16 protein-coding genes are annotated in these 15589 nt (G+C 48.5%); 8 read left to right on the top strand and 8 right to left on the bottom strand.

Going from position 1 to position 15589, the window contains the following annotated elements; genetic code table 11:
• Positions 1–2: 2 nt before the first annotated feature.
• On the bottom strand, positions 3–938 hold the full coding sequence (locus NSQ37_RS03900) for a 1,4-dihydroxy-2-naphthoate polyprenyltransferase (RefSeq protein ID WP_003150884.1): 936 nt from the start codon (positions 936–938) through the stop codon (positions 3–5).
• A gap of 443 nt (positions 939–1381) precedes the next feature.
• Here NSQ37_RS03900 and NSQ37_RS03905 point away from each other — a divergent pair, with 443 nt between their 5' ends.
• The 6 genes from NSQ37_RS03905 (at position 1382) to NSQ37_RS03930 (ending at position 6944) form a co-directional block, all read left to right on the top strand.
• Positions 1382–1531, top strand: a complete 150-nt coding sequence (locus NSQ37_RS03905) for a teichoic acid D-Ala incorporation-associated protein DltX (protein WP_003150882.1) — start codon at positions 1382–1384, stop codon at positions 1529–1531.
• 15 nt (positions 1532–1546) lie between these two features.
• Entirely contained in the window at positions 1547–3058 is a 1512-nt protein-coding gene (gene dltA / locus NSQ37_RS03910; RefSeq protein WP_076424732.1) for a D-alanine--poly(phosphoribitol) ligase subunit DltA, read from the top strand.
• Complete coding sequence (dltB, locus tag NSQ37_RS03915) at positions 3055–4236, top strand: D-alanyl-lipoteichoic acid biosynthesis protein DltB (protein ID WP_012118762.1); 1182 nt, start codon at positions 3055–3057, stop codon at positions 4234–4236. The genes dltA and dltB overlap by 4 nt, the downstream gene beginning before the upstream one ends.
• A 16-nt stretch (positions 4237–4252) precedes the next feature.
• The gene (dltC, locus tag NSQ37_RS03920) at positions 4253–4489 is read left to right on the top strand and encodes a D-alanine--poly(phosphoribitol) ligase subunit 2 (RefSeq protein ID WP_003150875.1); all 237 of its coding nucleotides are present in this window, start codon (positions 4253–4255) and stop codon (positions 4487–4489) included.
• A complete protein-coding gene (dltD, locus tag NSQ37_RS03925; protein ID WP_012118763.1) occupies positions 4490–5668 on the top strand; it encodes a D-alanyl-lipoteichoic acid biosynthesis protein DltD in 1179 nt (392 codons plus the stop codon).
• Positions 5669–5852: 184 nt separating this feature from the next.
• Positions 5853–6944, top strand: a complete 1092-nt coding sequence (locus NSQ37_RS03930; RefSeq protein WP_025650062.1) for a branched-chain amino acid aminotransferase — start codon at positions 5853–5855, stop codon at positions 6942–6944.
• Between the two features lie 41 nt (positions 6945–6985).
• Here NSQ37_RS03930 and licH read toward each other — a convergent pair whose 3' ends face one another.
• The 7 genes from licH to NSQ37_RS03965 form a co-directional block, all read right to left on the bottom strand.
• Positions 6986–8314, bottom strand: coding sequence for a 6-phospho-beta-glucosidase LicH (gene licH / locus NSQ37_RS03935; protein WP_015240832.1), 1329 nt, complete (start codon positions 8312–8314; stop codon positions 6986–6988).
• Entirely contained in the window at positions 8311–8643 is a 333-nt protein-coding gene (gene licA, locus NSQ37_RS03940) for a PTS lichenan transporter subunit IIA (protein ID WP_007407739.1), read from the bottom strand. The genes licH and licA overlap by 4 nt, the downstream gene beginning before the upstream one ends.
• Before the next feature lie 18 nt (positions 8644–8661).
• Positions 8662–10020 carry a PTS cellobiose transporter subunit IIC gene (gene celB / locus NSQ37_RS03945; RefSeq protein WP_015240833.1) on the bottom strand — a complete coding sequence of 453 codons (1359 nt, stop codon included), beginning with the start codon at positions 10018–10020 and terminating at the stop codon, positions 8662–8664.
• Positions 10021–10035: 15 nt separating this feature from the next.
• The gene (licB, locus tag NSQ37_RS03950) at positions 10036–10344 is read right to left on the bottom strand and encodes a PTS lichenan transporter subunit IIB (protein WP_003150863.1); all 309 of its coding nucleotides are present in this window, start codon (positions 10342–10344) and stop codon (positions 10036–10038) included.
• A gap of 98 nt (positions 10345–10442) precedes the next feature.
• Positions 10443–12398, bottom strand: coding sequence for a transcriptional regulator LicR (gene licR, locus NSQ37_RS03955; RefSeq protein ID WP_341123247.1), 1956 nt, complete (start codon positions 12396–12398; stop codon positions 10443–10445).
• 146 nt (positions 12399–12544) lie between these two features.
• The gene (locus NSQ37_RS03960) at positions 12545–12679 is read right to left on the bottom strand and encodes a hypothetical protein (RefSeq protein ID WP_369719122.1); all 135 of its coding nucleotides are present in this window, start codon (positions 12677–12679) and stop codon (positions 12545–12547) included.
• A gap of 51 nt (positions 12680–12730) precedes the next feature.
• Positions 12731–13321 (bottom strand): DNA-3-methyladenine glycosylase, encoded by a 591-nt coding sequence (locus NSQ37_RS03965; RefSeq protein WP_007407743.1) that lies wholly within the window; start codon positions 13319–13321, stop codon positions 12731–12733.
• Between the two features lie 242 nt (positions 13322–13563).
• On the opposite strand from NSQ37_RS03965, the gene NSQ37_RS03970 reads away from it, so the two are divergent.
• A complete protein-coding gene (locus tag NSQ37_RS03970; RefSeq protein ID WP_042635747.1) occupies positions 13564–14562 on the top strand; it encodes a FecCD family ABC transporter permease in 999 nt (332 codons plus the stop codon).
• Positions 14563–15576, top strand: a complete 1014-nt coding sequence (locus tag NSQ37_RS03975) for a FecCD family ABC transporter permease (protein WP_007407745.1) — start codon at positions 14563–14565, stop codon at positions 15574–15576. It abuts the gene before it with no gap.
• The last annotated feature ends 13 nt before the right edge of the window (positions 15577–15589 follow it).

Raw genomic sequence — 15589 nt, forward strand, 5'->3', positions numbered from 1 at the left:
GATCAGCGGAAATAACTGATCAGGAGCCCGATGGAAAGCAGGAATCCGAAGAATGTATTGGTTTGCGCCGTTGATTTCATCGCAATAATCATGTTCATCGGCATTTCGTTTTTCACAAAGCCTTTCACGGCCTGAACGGGTTTCGGCACGCTCAGGAAGACCAGGAACAGCCACGGGCTTGTGTAACCCATGATGACAAGACCGACAATCCAGATGTAAGCGATGGCAAAAGATGCGGCCAGTATCATAACGGCCCCTCTATGCCCCATCAAAATGGCCAGGGTTTTACGTCCGCCCTTTTTATCTTCCTCAATATCACGGATATTGTTGGACAGATTAATGGCTCCGACCAAGATGGCGATCGGGATGGAAATCAAAATGCTCTGTTCATTAATTCTGCCTGTCTGAATGAAGAAAGAAATAAGAACAAATACAGAGCCCATGCAAATGCCGGAGAACAGTTCCCCGAACGGTGTATACGCAATCGGCAGCGGGCCGCCCGTATACAGATAGCCGATCAGCATGCCGGCAAGGCCGATAGCCGCAAGCCACCAGCTGCTGCTCATGCAGATATAAACACCGAGCACGAGGGCAATCGCATAAGAGCCGAGCGCCAGCTGCAGAATTGTTTTCGGCTTCATGCCGTGGCGGACGATCGCTCCGCCGATACCGACGGAATCCTCCGTATCTAAACCGCGTTTAAAATCGTAATATTCATTGAATAAGTTCGTGGCGATCTGAATCCAAAGACAGGAAAACAGCATGGCCAAAAACAGCAGGAAATCAACCTTTACGTAAAACATCGCCAATACGGTGCCGAGAAGTACGGGCACAAACGATGCCGTCAATGTATGAGGGCGGGTTAGCTGCCACAAAATGCGGCCCATGCTTTCTTTCTCGGGCGTCTTTTGGCTGCCCCCCATATTGTTTTGATTCATTTTCCTCTTCCTTTCTATTAAAAGGCTTTCACAGTCAGCCGATAACAGTAGTGTTGAATTGGGGTTTTCACGTTTTCTGCTACCTTATCTATCATAATAATTTCTTCCTCATTTCACAAGATGCGGCGCTTTATCGGCTATCCTGCCGGAAACGGCTTTTCGCCCTTCTCCATTGGGGTTCGGCACAAGCCTGCTTAAGAAAAAGCCGCCAAAATTTTTTTACCTCGTTTATATTTACGATAAGTTAAAAATCCCGCCTGAACAGCGCCTTTTTAGTATGATCATTTGCCAATTTATACATGCGTGTTTTCCATCCTTTTGTTTCTCATTCATTTTTAAGGAAATTTTAAGCTTAGGATATTAGACATATTTTGAAACTTTTTGTTAATCTAATCGTCATATACTGGTGTAATTATTGAATACGCGGGGAAGGAATTTTGAATATGATGCAAAAATTAAAACGTGCTTATGAAAATACATTGATCAAATGGACGTTTCATACGGGCTTTTATTTTCTGATATTAGTATTGCTCTTTTGGATGTATGGATTTCATACAGCGAATACCGGCACTTATATTTACAACGATTTCTAATCGGGGAGGATAACTATGAAACTACTTGATGCTATAAAAACATACGCAGACGCCAAGCCGCAGGCCGAAGCGTTTCGTTCCTTAGATCATTCCCTCACTTACGGGGAATTATGGGATTTGTCGGAGCGGGTTGCGTCCGGCATTCAAAAACATACAGCTGACGGTTCGAAAGCGCCTGTCCTGGTTTACGGACATATGGAGCCGAATATGATCGTTTCTTTCTTAGGAAGCGTCAAAGCGGGCCGCCCTTACATCCCTGTCGATGTTTCCATTCCGGCGGAGCGGATCGTCAAAATCATTGAAAGCTCAGGCGCAGAGCTGCTTATCACCGTATCGGGCGATGCAGTCGATACGGGAAGCAATCTGATTAAAACCGTTACGCCCGAAGAGCTTGCAGCTGACGGAGATGCAGACCTCAGCCGTGAGAACTGGGTAAAAGAGCTGGACACGTTTTACATTATTTACACGTCCGGCAGCACGGGAAATCCGAAGGGCGTGCAGATATCGGCTGATAACCTGCAAAGCTTCACTGACTGGATCTGCAGGGATTTTCCTGTGGGCGAGGGTAAGACATTCTTAAACCAAGCTCCGTTTTCTTTTGATTTATCTGTCATGGACATTTTCCCGTCGCTTCAAACGGGAGGTACGCTGCACTGCGTAACGAAAGACAAAATCAATAAACCGAAAGTACTATTTGAAGAGCTGGAGAAATCCAAACTGAACGTCTGGACATCGACGCCGTCTTTCGTCCAAATGTGTCTGATGGACCCCGGCTTTACGCAGGAGCTCCTGCCTGAGGCAGAAGTATTTATGTTTTGCGGAGAAGCGCTTCCGGCTGCCGTGGCACAGGAGCTGTTAAACCGTTTTCCGAAGGCCCGCGTATTCAATACATACGGCCCGACTGAAACAACGGTTGCCGTCACCTCCGTTGAAATCACGCAGCAGATCATCGATGAAAATGAATCTCTGCCTGTCGGTTTTGCAAAACCCGATATGGATATCTTCATCATGGATGAAAACGGGAATAAGCTTCCGGACGGAGAAAAAGGGGAAATCATCATCGCGGGCCCGAGCGTAAGCAAAGGCTATCTCGGAGAACCTTCTCTGACGGAAAAAGCGTTTTTCCCGATCGACGGCCAGTGGGCATATCACACGGGTGATGCCGGTTATGTTCAGGATGGTCAGATTTTCTGCCAAGGACGCCTTGATTTCCAGATTAAGCTTCACGGCTACCGCATGGAGCTGGAGGAAATCGAAGTACATGTAAGGCAGTCTCAATATGTGCGCACGGCGGTTGTCATCCCGTATCAGCCTAACGGACCTGTCGAATATTTAATTGCCGCCATCGTGCCTGAAAAACATGATTTTGAAAAAGAATTCCAGCTGACAAGCGCCATTAAGAAAGAACTGGCCGCTTCGCTTCCGGCCTACATGATTCCGAGAAAATTCATTTATCAGGATCACATTCAAATGACTGCGAACGGAAAAATCGACCGTAAACGCATTGGCGAAGAGGTTCTTGTATGACGCCTTACAGCTCGTTTTTCTTCTTTATCTTACTTGGAATCCTTCTTTTGCCGACGATTATTTTAGGGCTGAACGGCAAGAGATTCCAAGGATACAACATGTTTATATCCATCATCGTATTGGCTTTGATTTTCGCGCATGATCTGCACGGCGTGATCGCACTATGTATCTTTACGCTGTGGCAGGTGCTTTTAATCAGGGGTTATCTCGCTTACAGACTGAAAGCCAACAGCGGCTTTGTCTTCAGTATGGCCGTGATCGCGTCCATTTTACCCCTGTTTTTATCTAAATTATGGCCGTTTTTCTTTCCGCCGGCGCCTCATCACCCGGTTCATAACCTGATCAGTTTCTTAGGAATTTCTTATTTGACATTTAAAGGCGTCCAGCTGATCATGGAAACGAGAGACGGACTGATTAAAGAAAAAATGCCGCTTCACCGCCTTTTGTACTTTATTATGTTTTTCCCGACCATTTCTTCCGGTCCGATCGACAGATACCGCAGATTTGCCAAGGACGAACAGAAAGTATGGACAAAGGGAGAATACGCTGATTTACTGTATACCGGCATTCATAAAATTTTTATCGGTTTCTTATACAAATTCATTATCGGATATGCGATTAACACGTATTTCATTATGAATCTGTCTCATATCACCCACAGCAAACTGTGGGGTAATGTGCTGTACATGTACGGATACAGCTTGTACCTGTTTTTTGATTTTGCGGGTTACACGATGTTTGCCGTCGGTGTAAGCTATATCATGGGTATCAAATCTCCGGAAAACTTTAATAAGCCGTTTATCAGCAAAAACATTAAAGACTTCTGGAACCGCTGGCACATGTCCTTATCCTTCTGGTTCAGAGACTACGTATTTATGCGCTTTGTTTTCTGGATGACAAAGAAAAAATGGATAAAGAACCGGATGGCCGTCTCGAACATCGGGTATTTCCTGCTGTTCATGCTGATGGGCGTCTGGCACGGACTCGCCCTGCAATATATTGTATACGGCCTGTACCACGCCGTATTAATGACCGGGTATAACTTTTTTGAGAAATGGAATAAGAAATACAAGTGGCTGCCCGCCAATCGTTTTACGGCCTTTTTAGCCATCGTCATCACATTCCATTTCGTATGTTTCGGATTTTATATTTTCTCAGGAAAACCATTTCATCACTAAAGGAGATTGAAAACACATGGAATTTAAACAGGAAGTATTAGACGTATTAGCTGAAGTTTGTCAGGAGGACGCTGTGAAAGAAAATCCTGATATTGAAATCTTTGAAGAAGGACTGCTTGATTCTTTCGGAACTGTAGAGCTGCTGGTCGCCATCGAAAACCGCTTCGGCATTACAGTGCCGATCACTGAATTTGACCGTGACGAGTGGAATACGCCAAACAACATTGTAAACAAACTGACTGAGTTGAAGTAAATGAAAAAGCGTTTCTTTGGACCAATTATTTTAGCGTTCGTCCTGTTTGTCGGAGCTATCGCAGTTCCGGCTTCATGGCTTACGCGCTTCATTCCTGAAAAACGTGTCGAAGAGTCGGCGGCAGCCTTAAATCCGAATATGTTCCAGGGACTCTATCTTCAAAACAAAATGTTCGAAGACTCGAAGTATCTGCCGATTTTCGGTTCTTCCGAGCTTTCAAGACTGGATGAGTTTCACCCGTCCAACTATTTCCAAGTGAACAACCAAGGCTTTACGCCTTATCTTGTCGGAAAAGGCGGGGACCAATCCTTGATACACGCCGTGAACTTTGCGGCGCATTATCAGCAGCTGAAAGGCAAAAAGCTGGTATTCATTGTTTCTCCGCAATGGTTTATCAAAAAAGGTTCTGATGAACAGCACTTTGCGCCGAATTTTTCATCACTTCAGGCATTGGATTTAGCATTTAATAACCAGATTGATCCCGCGGTCAAAAAGAACATGATGAAGCGCATGCTCCGTTTTAAAGTCGTTCAGCATGATGCCGTCCTTTCTGAATTGTACAAGGGAATGGTCAACGGACAATCATGGAAAGTGAAAGCGGTCATGCCGGCTGCCAAAGCTTATTATTCTCTGCTTGAGAAAAAAGATCTTTATTATTCAATGGGAGAAAACAAGGGCCCTGAACGGACGATCTCTGAAAACCTGAAAGGGAAATCGTGGTCAGAGTTAAAAACAGCCGCCGCTCAATTAGGAGAACGGAGCTCCAAGTCCAATCCTTTCTATATCGATGACGCTTCTTATAAAAAGATTAAGAAGAAAGTAAAGAGAGTGAAAGGAATCAACAAAGGAAGAACATACGCCAAATCAGTCGAATATCACGACTTTGAGGATATGCTGGACATTCTGAAAGATGCAGGCGCTGAACCGATGTTCGTGGTTATTCCGGTCAACGGAAAATGGTATGACTACACCGGCTTCCCGAAAAAAGGCCGGACTGATTACTACAAAAAAGTCACTAAGCAAATTAAAGCGAAGGGCTTTCAGGTTGCCGACTTATCCGGGCACGAATATGATCCGTACTTTATGAAAGACACCATCCATATCGCCTGGAAGGGCTGGGTGTACGTCGATAAAGCAATGGAGCAGTTTTACAAAACCGGCAAGGTGACGGTTCACTGAGCACGGTGATGACAGAATACGTAAAAACGAACACGCAGGGGGCATTCTCTCCCCTGCTTTTTATGTGATTTTGATTTTTTCACAAATTTGAGGAAAACTATTGCGAATATTTGTTGAAGGTATACAATAGAATATAAATTATTTTCAAATAAGTTTGACAATAACACCAATAGGGAGACAGAACATTATGAAACAAGACATTCGTGTTGAATTGACTTCAGCCAAAAAACCGAAACCGGATCCCCATGACCTTGCGTTCGGCAGAATTTTCACCGACCATATGTTTGTTATGGATTACGACGCCGATCAAGGCTGGTATGATCCGAGAATTATCCCTTATCAGTCCATCTCAATGGATCCTGCGGCCATGGTTTATCATTACGGCCAAACCGTTTTTGAAGGGCTTAAAGCGTATGTAACGAAGGATCAGGAAGTGCTTCTGTTCAGACCGGAGAAAAATATGGAGCGCCTGAACCAGTCAAATGACCGCCTTTGCATCCCGCTCATTGATGAAGAGCTTGTTCTTGAAGGCCTGAAACAGCTCGTAGCCATCGACAAAGACTGGATTCCGAAAGCGGAAGGCACTTCCCTTTATATCCGTCCGTTTATCATTGCGACTGAGCCTTTCCTCGGTGTAGCGGCATCCCATACGTACAAGCTGTTTATCATTCTTTCCCCGGTCGGCTCTTATTACAAAGAAGGCATTAAACCGGTAAAAATCGCCGTGGAAAACGAATTCGTGCGCGCCGTCAAAGGCGGCACCGGAAACGCGAAAACCGCCGGCAACTACGCATCAAGCCTGAAAGCGCAGCAGGTTGCGGAAGAGAAGGGATTTTCCCAGGTTTTATGGCTTGACGGCATTGAGAAAAAATACATCGAAGAAGTCGGCAGCATGAACATCTTCTTCAAGATCAGCGGCGAGATCGTGACGCCGGAGCTGAACGGAAGCATTCTTGAAGGAATTACGAGAAATTCCGTCATCACCCTTCTCAAACATTGGGGACTGACTGTGTCTGAGCGGAAGATTTCGATCGATGAAATCATCCAGGCGCATCGTGACGGCCGATTGGAAGAAACATTCGGAACCGGTACGGCTGCGGTCATTTCTCCGGTCGGCGAACTGATCTGGAATGATGAAAGTCTTGTCATCGGCAGCGGTGAAACCGGAGAGATCTCGAAGAAATTGTATGATACCATTACAGGCATTCAAAAAGGCGCGGAAGCCGACGTGTTCGGCTGGACGACGGAAGTCGCCTCACTAAGCGAATCAAAATAAGCAAAAAACCCGGAAGCGAATCCGGGTTTTTTTTACTGCTCTTATGCTTCAATCGACTTAAAGAAATGAGGCAGATGATCTTTGTGGGCCTCAAGCATTTCATCCAGAATGGCCTTTGCCACGGAGTCTGACGGGACGAGAGGATTGATCGTCATCGCAAGTAGCGCCGTTTGATAATCTCCCGTGACGGCTGCTTCAGCGGCGACACGCTCAAATGATTTGATTTGCTGGACGAGTCCGCGGACAGACACCGGCAGATCACCGACGGCGATCGGTTTCGGACCGTCTTTCGTCATAACACAGTTCACTTCGACCGCTGAGTCATTCGGAATGCTGGCGATCGCGCCGTTGTTGATCGTATTGACGGGCTGGATATCATGTTTGTCGTTATAGATGGAGCTGATCAGGTTGCAGGCCGCGTCACTGTAGTACGCTCCGCCCCGTTTTTCAAGCTGCGGCGGTTTGATGGCGAGATTCGGATCTTTGTACAGTTCGAACAGTTCTTTCTCAACCTTCTGTACGACCTCGGCGCGTGTGCCCTCCGTCTGTGACGCTTCTATTTCATGCTCGAGCATTTCTTTCGTTTTGAAATAATAGCGGTGGTAGCCGCAAGGAATCAGATCGAGCGCCTTCAGGAATTCAGGCTCCCATTCCGCCCCTGAAATATTTTTCATCGTCATGGCGTTTTTCGGGTCTCCCATGGCTTCAATGACTTGATCTTTCACGCTGACGCCGTCTAAGAAAACATCTAATCCGAAGACCATGTGATTCAGCCCGGCAAATTGCACTTCGATCCGGCTGACATCCACGTCCAATGCTTTTGCGACGCCCATTTTAATGCCGATCGGCACATTGCAGAGGCCGACGACTTTTGTGAGATTCGAGTAGCGGAGCAAGGCCTCGGTAACCATGCCGGCAGGGTTTGTGAAATTCACGAGCCATGCATTCGGACAAAGCTCTTCGATGTCTTTCGCGATTTCCAGAATAATCGGGATGGTGCGCAGCCCTTTGAATAAACCGCCCGGACCGTTTGTCTCCTGGCCGATTACACCGTATTTTAGCGGAATCCGTTCGTCTTTGGCGCGGGCCTCAAGAAGGCCGACGCGGAATTGAGTCGTTACGAAATCCGCATCCTTCAAAGCTTCTCTCCGGTCAAGCGTCAGGTGAATCTCTATCGGAACACCCGCTTTTTCGACCATGCGTTTTGCAAGCGTGCCGACGATATTGAGTTTTTTCTCGCCTTCGGGAATGTCGACGAGCCATAATTCTCTGACAGGCAGTTCCTCATAGCGTTTAATGATGCCTTCCACAAGCTCCGGTGTATAGCTTGAACCTCCGCCGATCGTTACAATTTTAATTCCTTTTGTCATATTTTTGCTCCCCCTTGCAGACTCACTTTTTCGTAAATCTCGACTAACTCAGCGGCCAAGTCTTTCACGGTCATGGCATTCATTAAATGATCTTGCGCATGCACCATCAAAAGCGTCATGTCTGTTTTTTCTCCGCCGGCTTCATTTTGGATCAGTTCTGTCTGATAATGATGGGCTTCGGTCAGTTCCTTTGCGGCTTCCTGAAGCTTTTCTTCCGCCATGGCTCTGTCCCCCCGCTTTGCGGCGGCAATGGCTTCCATTGATGCGCTTCTGCCGTTGCCGCCATGCAGGATGATCTGAAAAATGGTCTGTTCCATTTTTTCATTCATGTGTTTCACTCCCTTTCTCTACAGCACGGCTTTTTCGTCTCCCTGTACGGCTGGCGCCTGCGATTGTTCAAGTTCGTTTTCTTCTTTCAGCTTTTGCGAATCCCACATTCTGAAGAACGGATAGTACACGATAAAGGCTGTGATGATATTAATCGCCTGCATGACAGCCCCTGATATTTTTCCGCCCGTGGCAAGATAGCCGGAGAAAATCGGCGGCATCGTCCATGGGACGGCAATGCCGGCAGGTTTGGCGACGAGGCCAGTGCTCATGCCGATATAGGTAAGGACCAGTGTGACAAGCGGTGTGATAATGAACGGAATGAGAAGCATCGGGTTCATGACGATCGGCATTCCGAAAATAATCGGCTCATTAATATTAAAGACGGCCGGCCCGATGGCGAGTTTCCCAAGCTGCTTCATCTGCTTGCTTCGCGAACGGAGAAACATGGTGACCACGAGCGCCAGTGTCGCGCCGCTTCCGCCGATGTTGATCCAGATTTCAAAAAACTGCTGGGTGAAAATATTCGGAAGCGCATCGCCCGCCTGAAACGCAATCCGGTTGGCATCCATCGCTCCGAACCAGATCGGCGCCATGACGCCGCCGACTATGTTCGCCCCGTGTAATCCGCACGCCCACAAGAGCATTTGAACCGCTTCGGCTATCAGGCTTCCGCCGAGACTTCCCCCAAGAATCGAGAGCGGTGTCCCCAGTACAACGCTTACAATGTTATGAAGGCTTTCAAACGGTGTCGCTTCGACAATTAAACGCGCGCCCCAGATCAGAAAGATGACGGCAAAACCGGGAATTAAAGCGATAAACGATTTGCTGACCGCAGGAGGCACGCCGTCCGGCATTTTGAAGACGAAATTCCGCTGGATGATCAGGCGGTAAATTTCCGTCGACAGCATGGCGATGATCATCGCGACAAACAGCCCTTTGCTTCCCATGAGAGACAGCGGGATGCCGCCGCCGACCATGATTTCCTCTTTGGCGCCGGAAGGCAGAAACGGAACTTTGTACGGCGTTGCCAAGAGAAACGCCGCCAAAGATATCGCACCGGCCGATAATGCATCCACCCCGTATTTTTCGGCCAGGCGGTAGGCGATTCCAAAAGCGGCGACAAGACCCATGATTTCAAAGGTCGCATCAACCGGATATTGCAGTTTTTGAGACCAGGCGCTTCCGAACGTCTTTGCCATGAAATCCGCATATCCCGGAATCGGCAGGTTGCCGATGATCAGAAAAAATGAACCGATGATGATAAGCGGCATGGTGAGGATGATCCCGTCACGCAATGCTTGCAGATGCCGCTGGGAGGCAATTTTTCCGGCAATGGGCATGACTTTCTCTTCTAAAAACTGGTTCACCTTATTCACACGGCCCGCCCCTTTCTACGATGCGTTTCCGAGCTGTTCCGCTGATTTCAGAACCTCCGCTCCGTTGCATGTGCCGTAATGGACGGTATTGATGACTTCAACCGGCACTCCTTTTGATTCACCCAATTTTTTCAGCTGCGGAAGCAAATAACGGACTTGAGGCCCAAGCAGCAATACGTCCGCTTTATCAATATGCTGGTTGACTGAATCGCCTGACACCGCCCAGATTTTATATTCTTTTCCTTGTTCCTGCGCGCTTTTTTCCATCTTGGTGACGAGTAAGCTTGTTGACATCCCTGCTGCACAAACGAGTAATATATTCATGTAAAAGACCTCCTGAAAGTTTGATATTTTGTATGTCTCGATGTTAGTACCATCATATTATGAAATCGCTTTCATAACTACTCAGGCTTTTTCCGCTGTTAACGGAAAAAAGGTGTATCCCGGTCTTTCTCTGATCGTTTGTCTCTGAATACTCGTAAAACCTCCTGATAGGTTGTGCATTTTAAGAGACGGCTTACCGCGGCCGGATCATCTAACATGCCGCCGAGCCATTTGTACATATGCTGGAGGTCGGCTTTGCTTTCTTTCTCGACGCAGAGCAGGCAGACAAATTGGACACGCTTATCCGCCCAGTCAATCGGCTTCTTCAGCGTGCATACCGCCCAAAACGTCGTGTCTGTCTGCGGAACGAGCGGGTGCGGAATCGCCGTAAGATTGCCGAAACTCGTAGGAGAAATCGCTTCCCTTTCAAAAATAGAATCGGTCAGAGAATCAGAAGCGAGGCCGGCTGCTGCAACCTGCTGTCCGAGAAAACGGATGACGTCCTCCTTCGTCTCCAGATCCTGCTGCAAAAATACCAGCTCCGGTTTCAGAAAGTTCAATTGTTCCCGCTTTTCTTCCAGCATGGTTTCGATTTTTGTAAAATCCCCGCCGCCCAACAGCGTATGAACCTTTAATACGGGAACGGGCAGGTCTTTTTTGATCGGCACTGTGCTGACCACAAAATCAATCGACTCAAAGGAAAGCTGGTCAAGGCTGCAGTAATCAGCCGTTCCGACGATTTCAAGACGCTTTGCGAACCGGGAACGGAGCTTTTCTCTTAAAAGCTGTGCGCTGCCGGCGCCGGACGCACAGACAATCAAGCAGCGTTTAGGCGGCCGTTCCGTCTTTCTCCTTTCAATGGCGGCTCCGAAATGAAGCGCCAAATATCCGATCTCATTCTCATGAATATCAATGCCGGTTTGCTCCTTGATCACGATTCCCGCAATCACTCCCGCTTCAAATGCGAGCGGATAATTTTCCTTTATGGCGGAGAGCATCGGGTTTCTCAGGTTCATTCCGTACCGGTTTCGGTTAATCGCCGGCTTGATGTGGAGCGCAAGACCCGCTTTCAGCTCATTGTCGTCCGTAATTCCGAGCTTCAGCTCCCGCTCAATGGCTTCGATCATGGCCTCCGTCAAACGGCTGGTTTCCCCGTCTATCAGCCTTGTAAGCTCTTTTCCTTCCAGTTGTGACTGGGTCATGCGCTTTGTCCCGAGCAGGTGAATGGCGATATAGGCGGTTTCCTGTTCGGGAAAGGTGACCGAAAGCGCAGATTCAAGCTCTTTTACGATGGCTTCCGCTGACTGATATTCTGTTTCAAGCTTAATATCATGAAGATCTTCCGGAATGAGAGATACATAGTTTTCTGTCCGGATTCGTTTGCAGGCAATGGCGATATGGATGATGAGATTGTTCAGGCCGAAGAAAGAAAGCGGGATCTTATGGTTTCGAACCTGCTTCATAATGGCTGTGCGGATCACATGAATGTCGTCTTTCGGCAGAATACCGGCCTTTTCACTCAGGAGATCAGGCTCAGGCTCGCGGTCGTCCACTAAGTATTCCGCCATACAATAACGGAGGCGGAGCTCTTCGCCGCGCAGCTTAAAGCCGTAGTTCGGCCTTGTTTCCAAAATGATGTCATAGGGGCGGAGCCGTTTTTTGACTTCTTTTAAATCAGATTGAAGTGTGGATTTACTGATGAACAGTTCTTCCGACAAGTCATCCAGCTTGAGGTAGCCGTCGGCCAGAAGCATTCTTTTCATAAGGTAATCTATCCGTTCATCGGGAAAAATCGGCACGGTGCTGTTTTGCTGGAAATTGTCCTGAAGCCAGTTTTTAAACGGCTGCTCATTCCGGATCAGCAGCTTATAGCCGCTCCCTCTGACAGATTGAATGGATGCGCCGTGTTTTTCTACAATGGTTTGCAGTTCCTTTATGTCATTGCGGACCGTCCGCGTCGTTACCTTTACATTTGCAGCGATGACTGAGCTTGTAACCGGTGTTTCAGCAGCTAAAAGCAAGCGCAGAAGTTCACGAAGCCGCCCATGAAGCATGAGAAAAACCTCCTATCAGATCAGATGCAGACGTGAAAAATGGGCAAAAAGAATGAGGAAGGGGTAAATGTATGTAAATTCTATAATGGGGAGGATTTCAAGTCAATGCGGCAATCCGATGCCAAGCCCGTAAAAAAACAGCCGGATCAGCCGGCTGTTCGGGATGCGGACATGCGGTTCCGCTTAGATGCCTTCCGTTCTTTTATGATTTTTCTGATGATCGGATAGATGACGGGCGCCCATTTGATAATCGTTTTGAAAAATTTTTTCAATGTCTGAATCCCCTTTCTTTTACCTTGTCTTTCCCCTGTTATCAGCGTTTATAAACATGGTCAGCGTGAGACATACCGGTTCCCTGTCACCCAATAGCGCCACGGATAATCCCGGGCTTCTCCGCTGTTGTCAATCCCGATTCTCGGGCCTGTTGATATATGCTCAGGCGTAAAGCCCTCCGTAATATACAGCGGCGGTTCCGTGATCATGCCGCCGTAGTCGTTCATTGAAATGCCCATCGCCTTCGTCAGTTTTCCCGGGCCGTTTGTCCACTCTCTCGGGGGTCTGCCCGGTCTCCTGCTCTCCATCAGGAACTGTCCTTCATGAGGCTCCGCCGCCCTGATTAACACGGCCTGCGGAATGCCGATGTCCGCGGCGACGACATTCATTAATGTATGAGTGTGCATGACGTATGTATAAATGCGGCCCGCCTCATGGAACATAATTTCCGTCCGTTTCGTGCGCCGGTTGCCGAAGCTGTGCGCCGCCCGGTCTTCCGCTCCCATATAAGCTTCCGTTTCCACGATAAAACCTGAAGCCGTTCCCTCATCCGTCTCCTTCACCAAGAGACAGCCGAGCAATAAAGGGGCAAGCTCCACTGACGGTCTCTGGTAAAATTCAATCGGCAAAGGCTTTCGTTCTCCCGCCATTTGCCTCCCTCCTTTCTGAATATAGCGATTTCCTCTTTCACGTTTTTCACTTCTTTTTTACAATATAAACATGAGAGAAAAAAAGGACATTATTGTTGAACGCTCTATTGCGTTTTGAAAATCGGCTCGGTATAATATGATGGTTCAAATGAAAATGATTCTCATGTTCAATAAATACCGGACAATGATCATAAAAGTAGGTGAATTGATTTTTGAGCGATTCTGTCAGGTCCGCAAACCGTCTGATCAGCATCTTAAAAAACGGGGTTTTCTTCCTGATCGCGGTGATCGGGCTGCTTGTATCTATTTTTTTCGCCGTCTCATTCGGCGCGAAAGACATTACTTTACATACGGTTTGGTCGGCTGTTGCTGATTACAATCCGAATATAACGGGCCAGCAGATCATTCATGAATTGCGTCTTCCGAGGGTGCTCGGGGCGGCCGTTACAGGAGCCGCTTTTGCCGCAGCCGGCGCCCTCATGCAGGGTGTCACGAGAAACCCGCTTGCCGATTCGGGTGTCTTAGGCGTAAACGCGGGCGCCATGTTTGTTGTTGCGCTCAGTTTTGCTTTTTTCCCTCATTTATCATACGCCCTGCTGATGGTGATGTCATTTTTGGGAGCACTGGCAAGCACCGGCTTGATTTTCTTTATCAGTGCGGCGGGAAAAGGCAGCATGACGCCTTTAAAAGTGACGCTTGCCGGGGCGGTCGTGGCCGCTCTTTTACATTCACTCAGTACCGGTGTGGCGATTTATTACGATTTAAGCCAGGATTTGGCCTTCTGGTACGCCGGCGGGGTGTCAGGGATCAAGTGGGCTCATTTACAAGTCCTTGTTCCCGTGATTGCGGTCTTCATCATTCTCGCGACATTCATGGGCCGGTCCGTCACCCTTCTCTCAATGGGAAATGACGTGGCGGCGAATTTAGGGGTGAACACGGCTCTGACGCGTGCCGCCGGATTAATGATCGCCGTCGTTCTTGCCGGTGTGTCTGTTTCCGCTGCCGGCGCGATCGGCTTTGTCGGGCTGGTCATTCCCCATATCGCGCGAAAGATCGTCGGCGTTACGTACAGGCTGATTATTCCGATGTCCGCGTTACTCGGCGCGATTCTATTGATTTTGGCTGACCTGGCCTCGCGCACGGTCAGTCCCCCGAGGGAATTGGCGATAGGCATTATGGTCGCACTTGTCGGTGTCCCTTTCTTTCTTTATATTGCCCGCAAGGAAGGGAGAGACTTATAAATGAAAGTGCAGAAAGAAACAAAAAAAGCGGCGGCGGCAGGACTCATTCTGCTGGTCATCGCCGTTTGCATTATTCTGATCGGGCTGCATACGGGCTCATTCCGGCTTTCTCCTCTCACGGTGGGAAAAACGCTGTTCGGATACGGCACGTTTCAAAGCACAACCGTTTTATTCGATTACCGGCTTCCCCGGATTCTGGTGACGATGCTGGCCGGCATCGGTTTAGGAGTGTCGGGCGCTATTTTGCAGGGTGTATCCCGAAATCCGCTTGCCGATCCGGGCATTCTCGGACTGCATGCCGGCGCTTCCTTCGGTTTGATGATGTATATCACGTTCTTTCATTCCCTGGAGGCGCAGGCATCGATGTTCATCCCGCTGTTTACGTTTGCGGGCGGAACACTCGCCGCCCTGCTGATCGTAGTGCTTACGTACGACAGGCTGAACGGTTTTTTAACGATCCGCATGCTGTTAGTCGGGATCGCCGTTTCCGCGGGCTTCAGCGCCGTTACATTGTTTATGTCGCTGCGACTGAATGAAGAAACTTATACATTCGCTTCCCGCTGGCTGGTGGGAAACGTCTGGGGCAGGGATTGGATTCACGTGTGGTCGCTATTGCCCTGGATCGGCATTCTCGCACCGCTTGCATGGCTTAACGCCCGCTCTTTGAATATTTTAATGCTCGGTGACCAGGCAGCCGCGGGGCTCGGCGCACACGTGCAGAGAAAAAGGATCATGCTGATCGCCATAGCGGTCGGCTTGTCCTGCGCGAGCGTCGCGATGGCCGGGGGAATCGGCTTTATCGGCTTTGCCGCCCCTCACTTGGCAAGACGGCTCGTCGGCACCATGCATCAGCATATTATCCCGATTGCGGGATTAATCGGGCTCGTCATTCTTGTCGCGGCAGACACCATCGGCCGGTCTTTGTTTCAGCCGAACGCCATTCCGGCCGGCGTGGTTGCGGCAGCCATCGGCGCGCCGTATTTTCTCTATCTCGTCATGAAAATCAAATCATAAAACAAGGAGTATT

The organism is Bacillus sp. FSL P4-0334 (genome assembly GCF_038004825.1).
Taxonomy (GTDB): domain Bacteria; phylum Bacillota; class Bacilli; order Bacillales; family Bacillaceae; genus Bacillus; species Bacillus velezensis.

Bases quoted from the DNA above. Each gene is read 5' to 3' on its own strand.
- NSQ37_RS03900 (WP_003150884.1), bottom strand. From the start codon at position 938: ATGAATCAAAACAATATGGGGGGCAGCCAAAAGACGCCCGAGAAAGAA.
- NSQ37_RS03905 (WP_003150882.1), top strand. From the start codon at position 1,382: ATGATGCAAAAATTAAAACGTGCTTATGAAAATACATTGATCAAATGG.
- dltA (WP_076424732.1), top strand. From the start codon at position 1,547: ATGAAACTACTTGATGCTATAAAAACATACGCAGACGCCAAGCCGCAG.
- dltB (WP_012118762.1), top strand. From the start codon at position 3,055: ATGACGCCTTACAGCTCGTTTTTCTTCTTTATCTTACTTGGAATCCTT.
- dltC (WP_003150875.1), top strand. From the start codon at position 4,253: ATGGAATTTAAACAGGAAGTATTAGACGTATTAGCTGAAGTTTGTCAG.
- dltD (WP_012118763.1), top strand. From the start codon at position 4,490: ATGAAAAAGCGTTTCTTTGGACCAATTATTTTAGCGTTCGTCCTGTTT.
- licH (WP_015240832.1), bottom strand. From the start codon at position 8,314: ATGACAAAAGGAATTAAAATTGTAACGATCGGCGGAGGTTCAAGCTAT.
- licA (WP_007407739.1), bottom strand. From the start codon at position 8,643: ATGAATGAAAAAATGGAACAGACCATTTTTCAGATCATCCTGCATGGC.
- licB (WP_003150863.1), bottom strand. From the start codon at position 10,344: ATGAATATATTACTCGTTTGTGCAGCAGGGATGTCAACAAGCTTACTC.
- licR (WP_341123247.1), bottom strand. From the start codon at position 12,398: ATGCTTCATGGGCGGCTTCGTGAACTTCTGCGCTTGCTTTTAGCTGCT.
- NSQ37_RS03965 (WP_007407743.1), bottom strand. From the start codon at position 13,321: ATGGCGGGAGAACGAAAGCCTTTGCCGATTGAATTTTACCAGAGACCG.
- NSQ37_RS03975 (WP_007407745.1), top strand. From the start codon at position 14,563: ATGAAAGTGCAGAAAGAAACAAAAAAAGCGGCGGCGGCAGGACTCATT.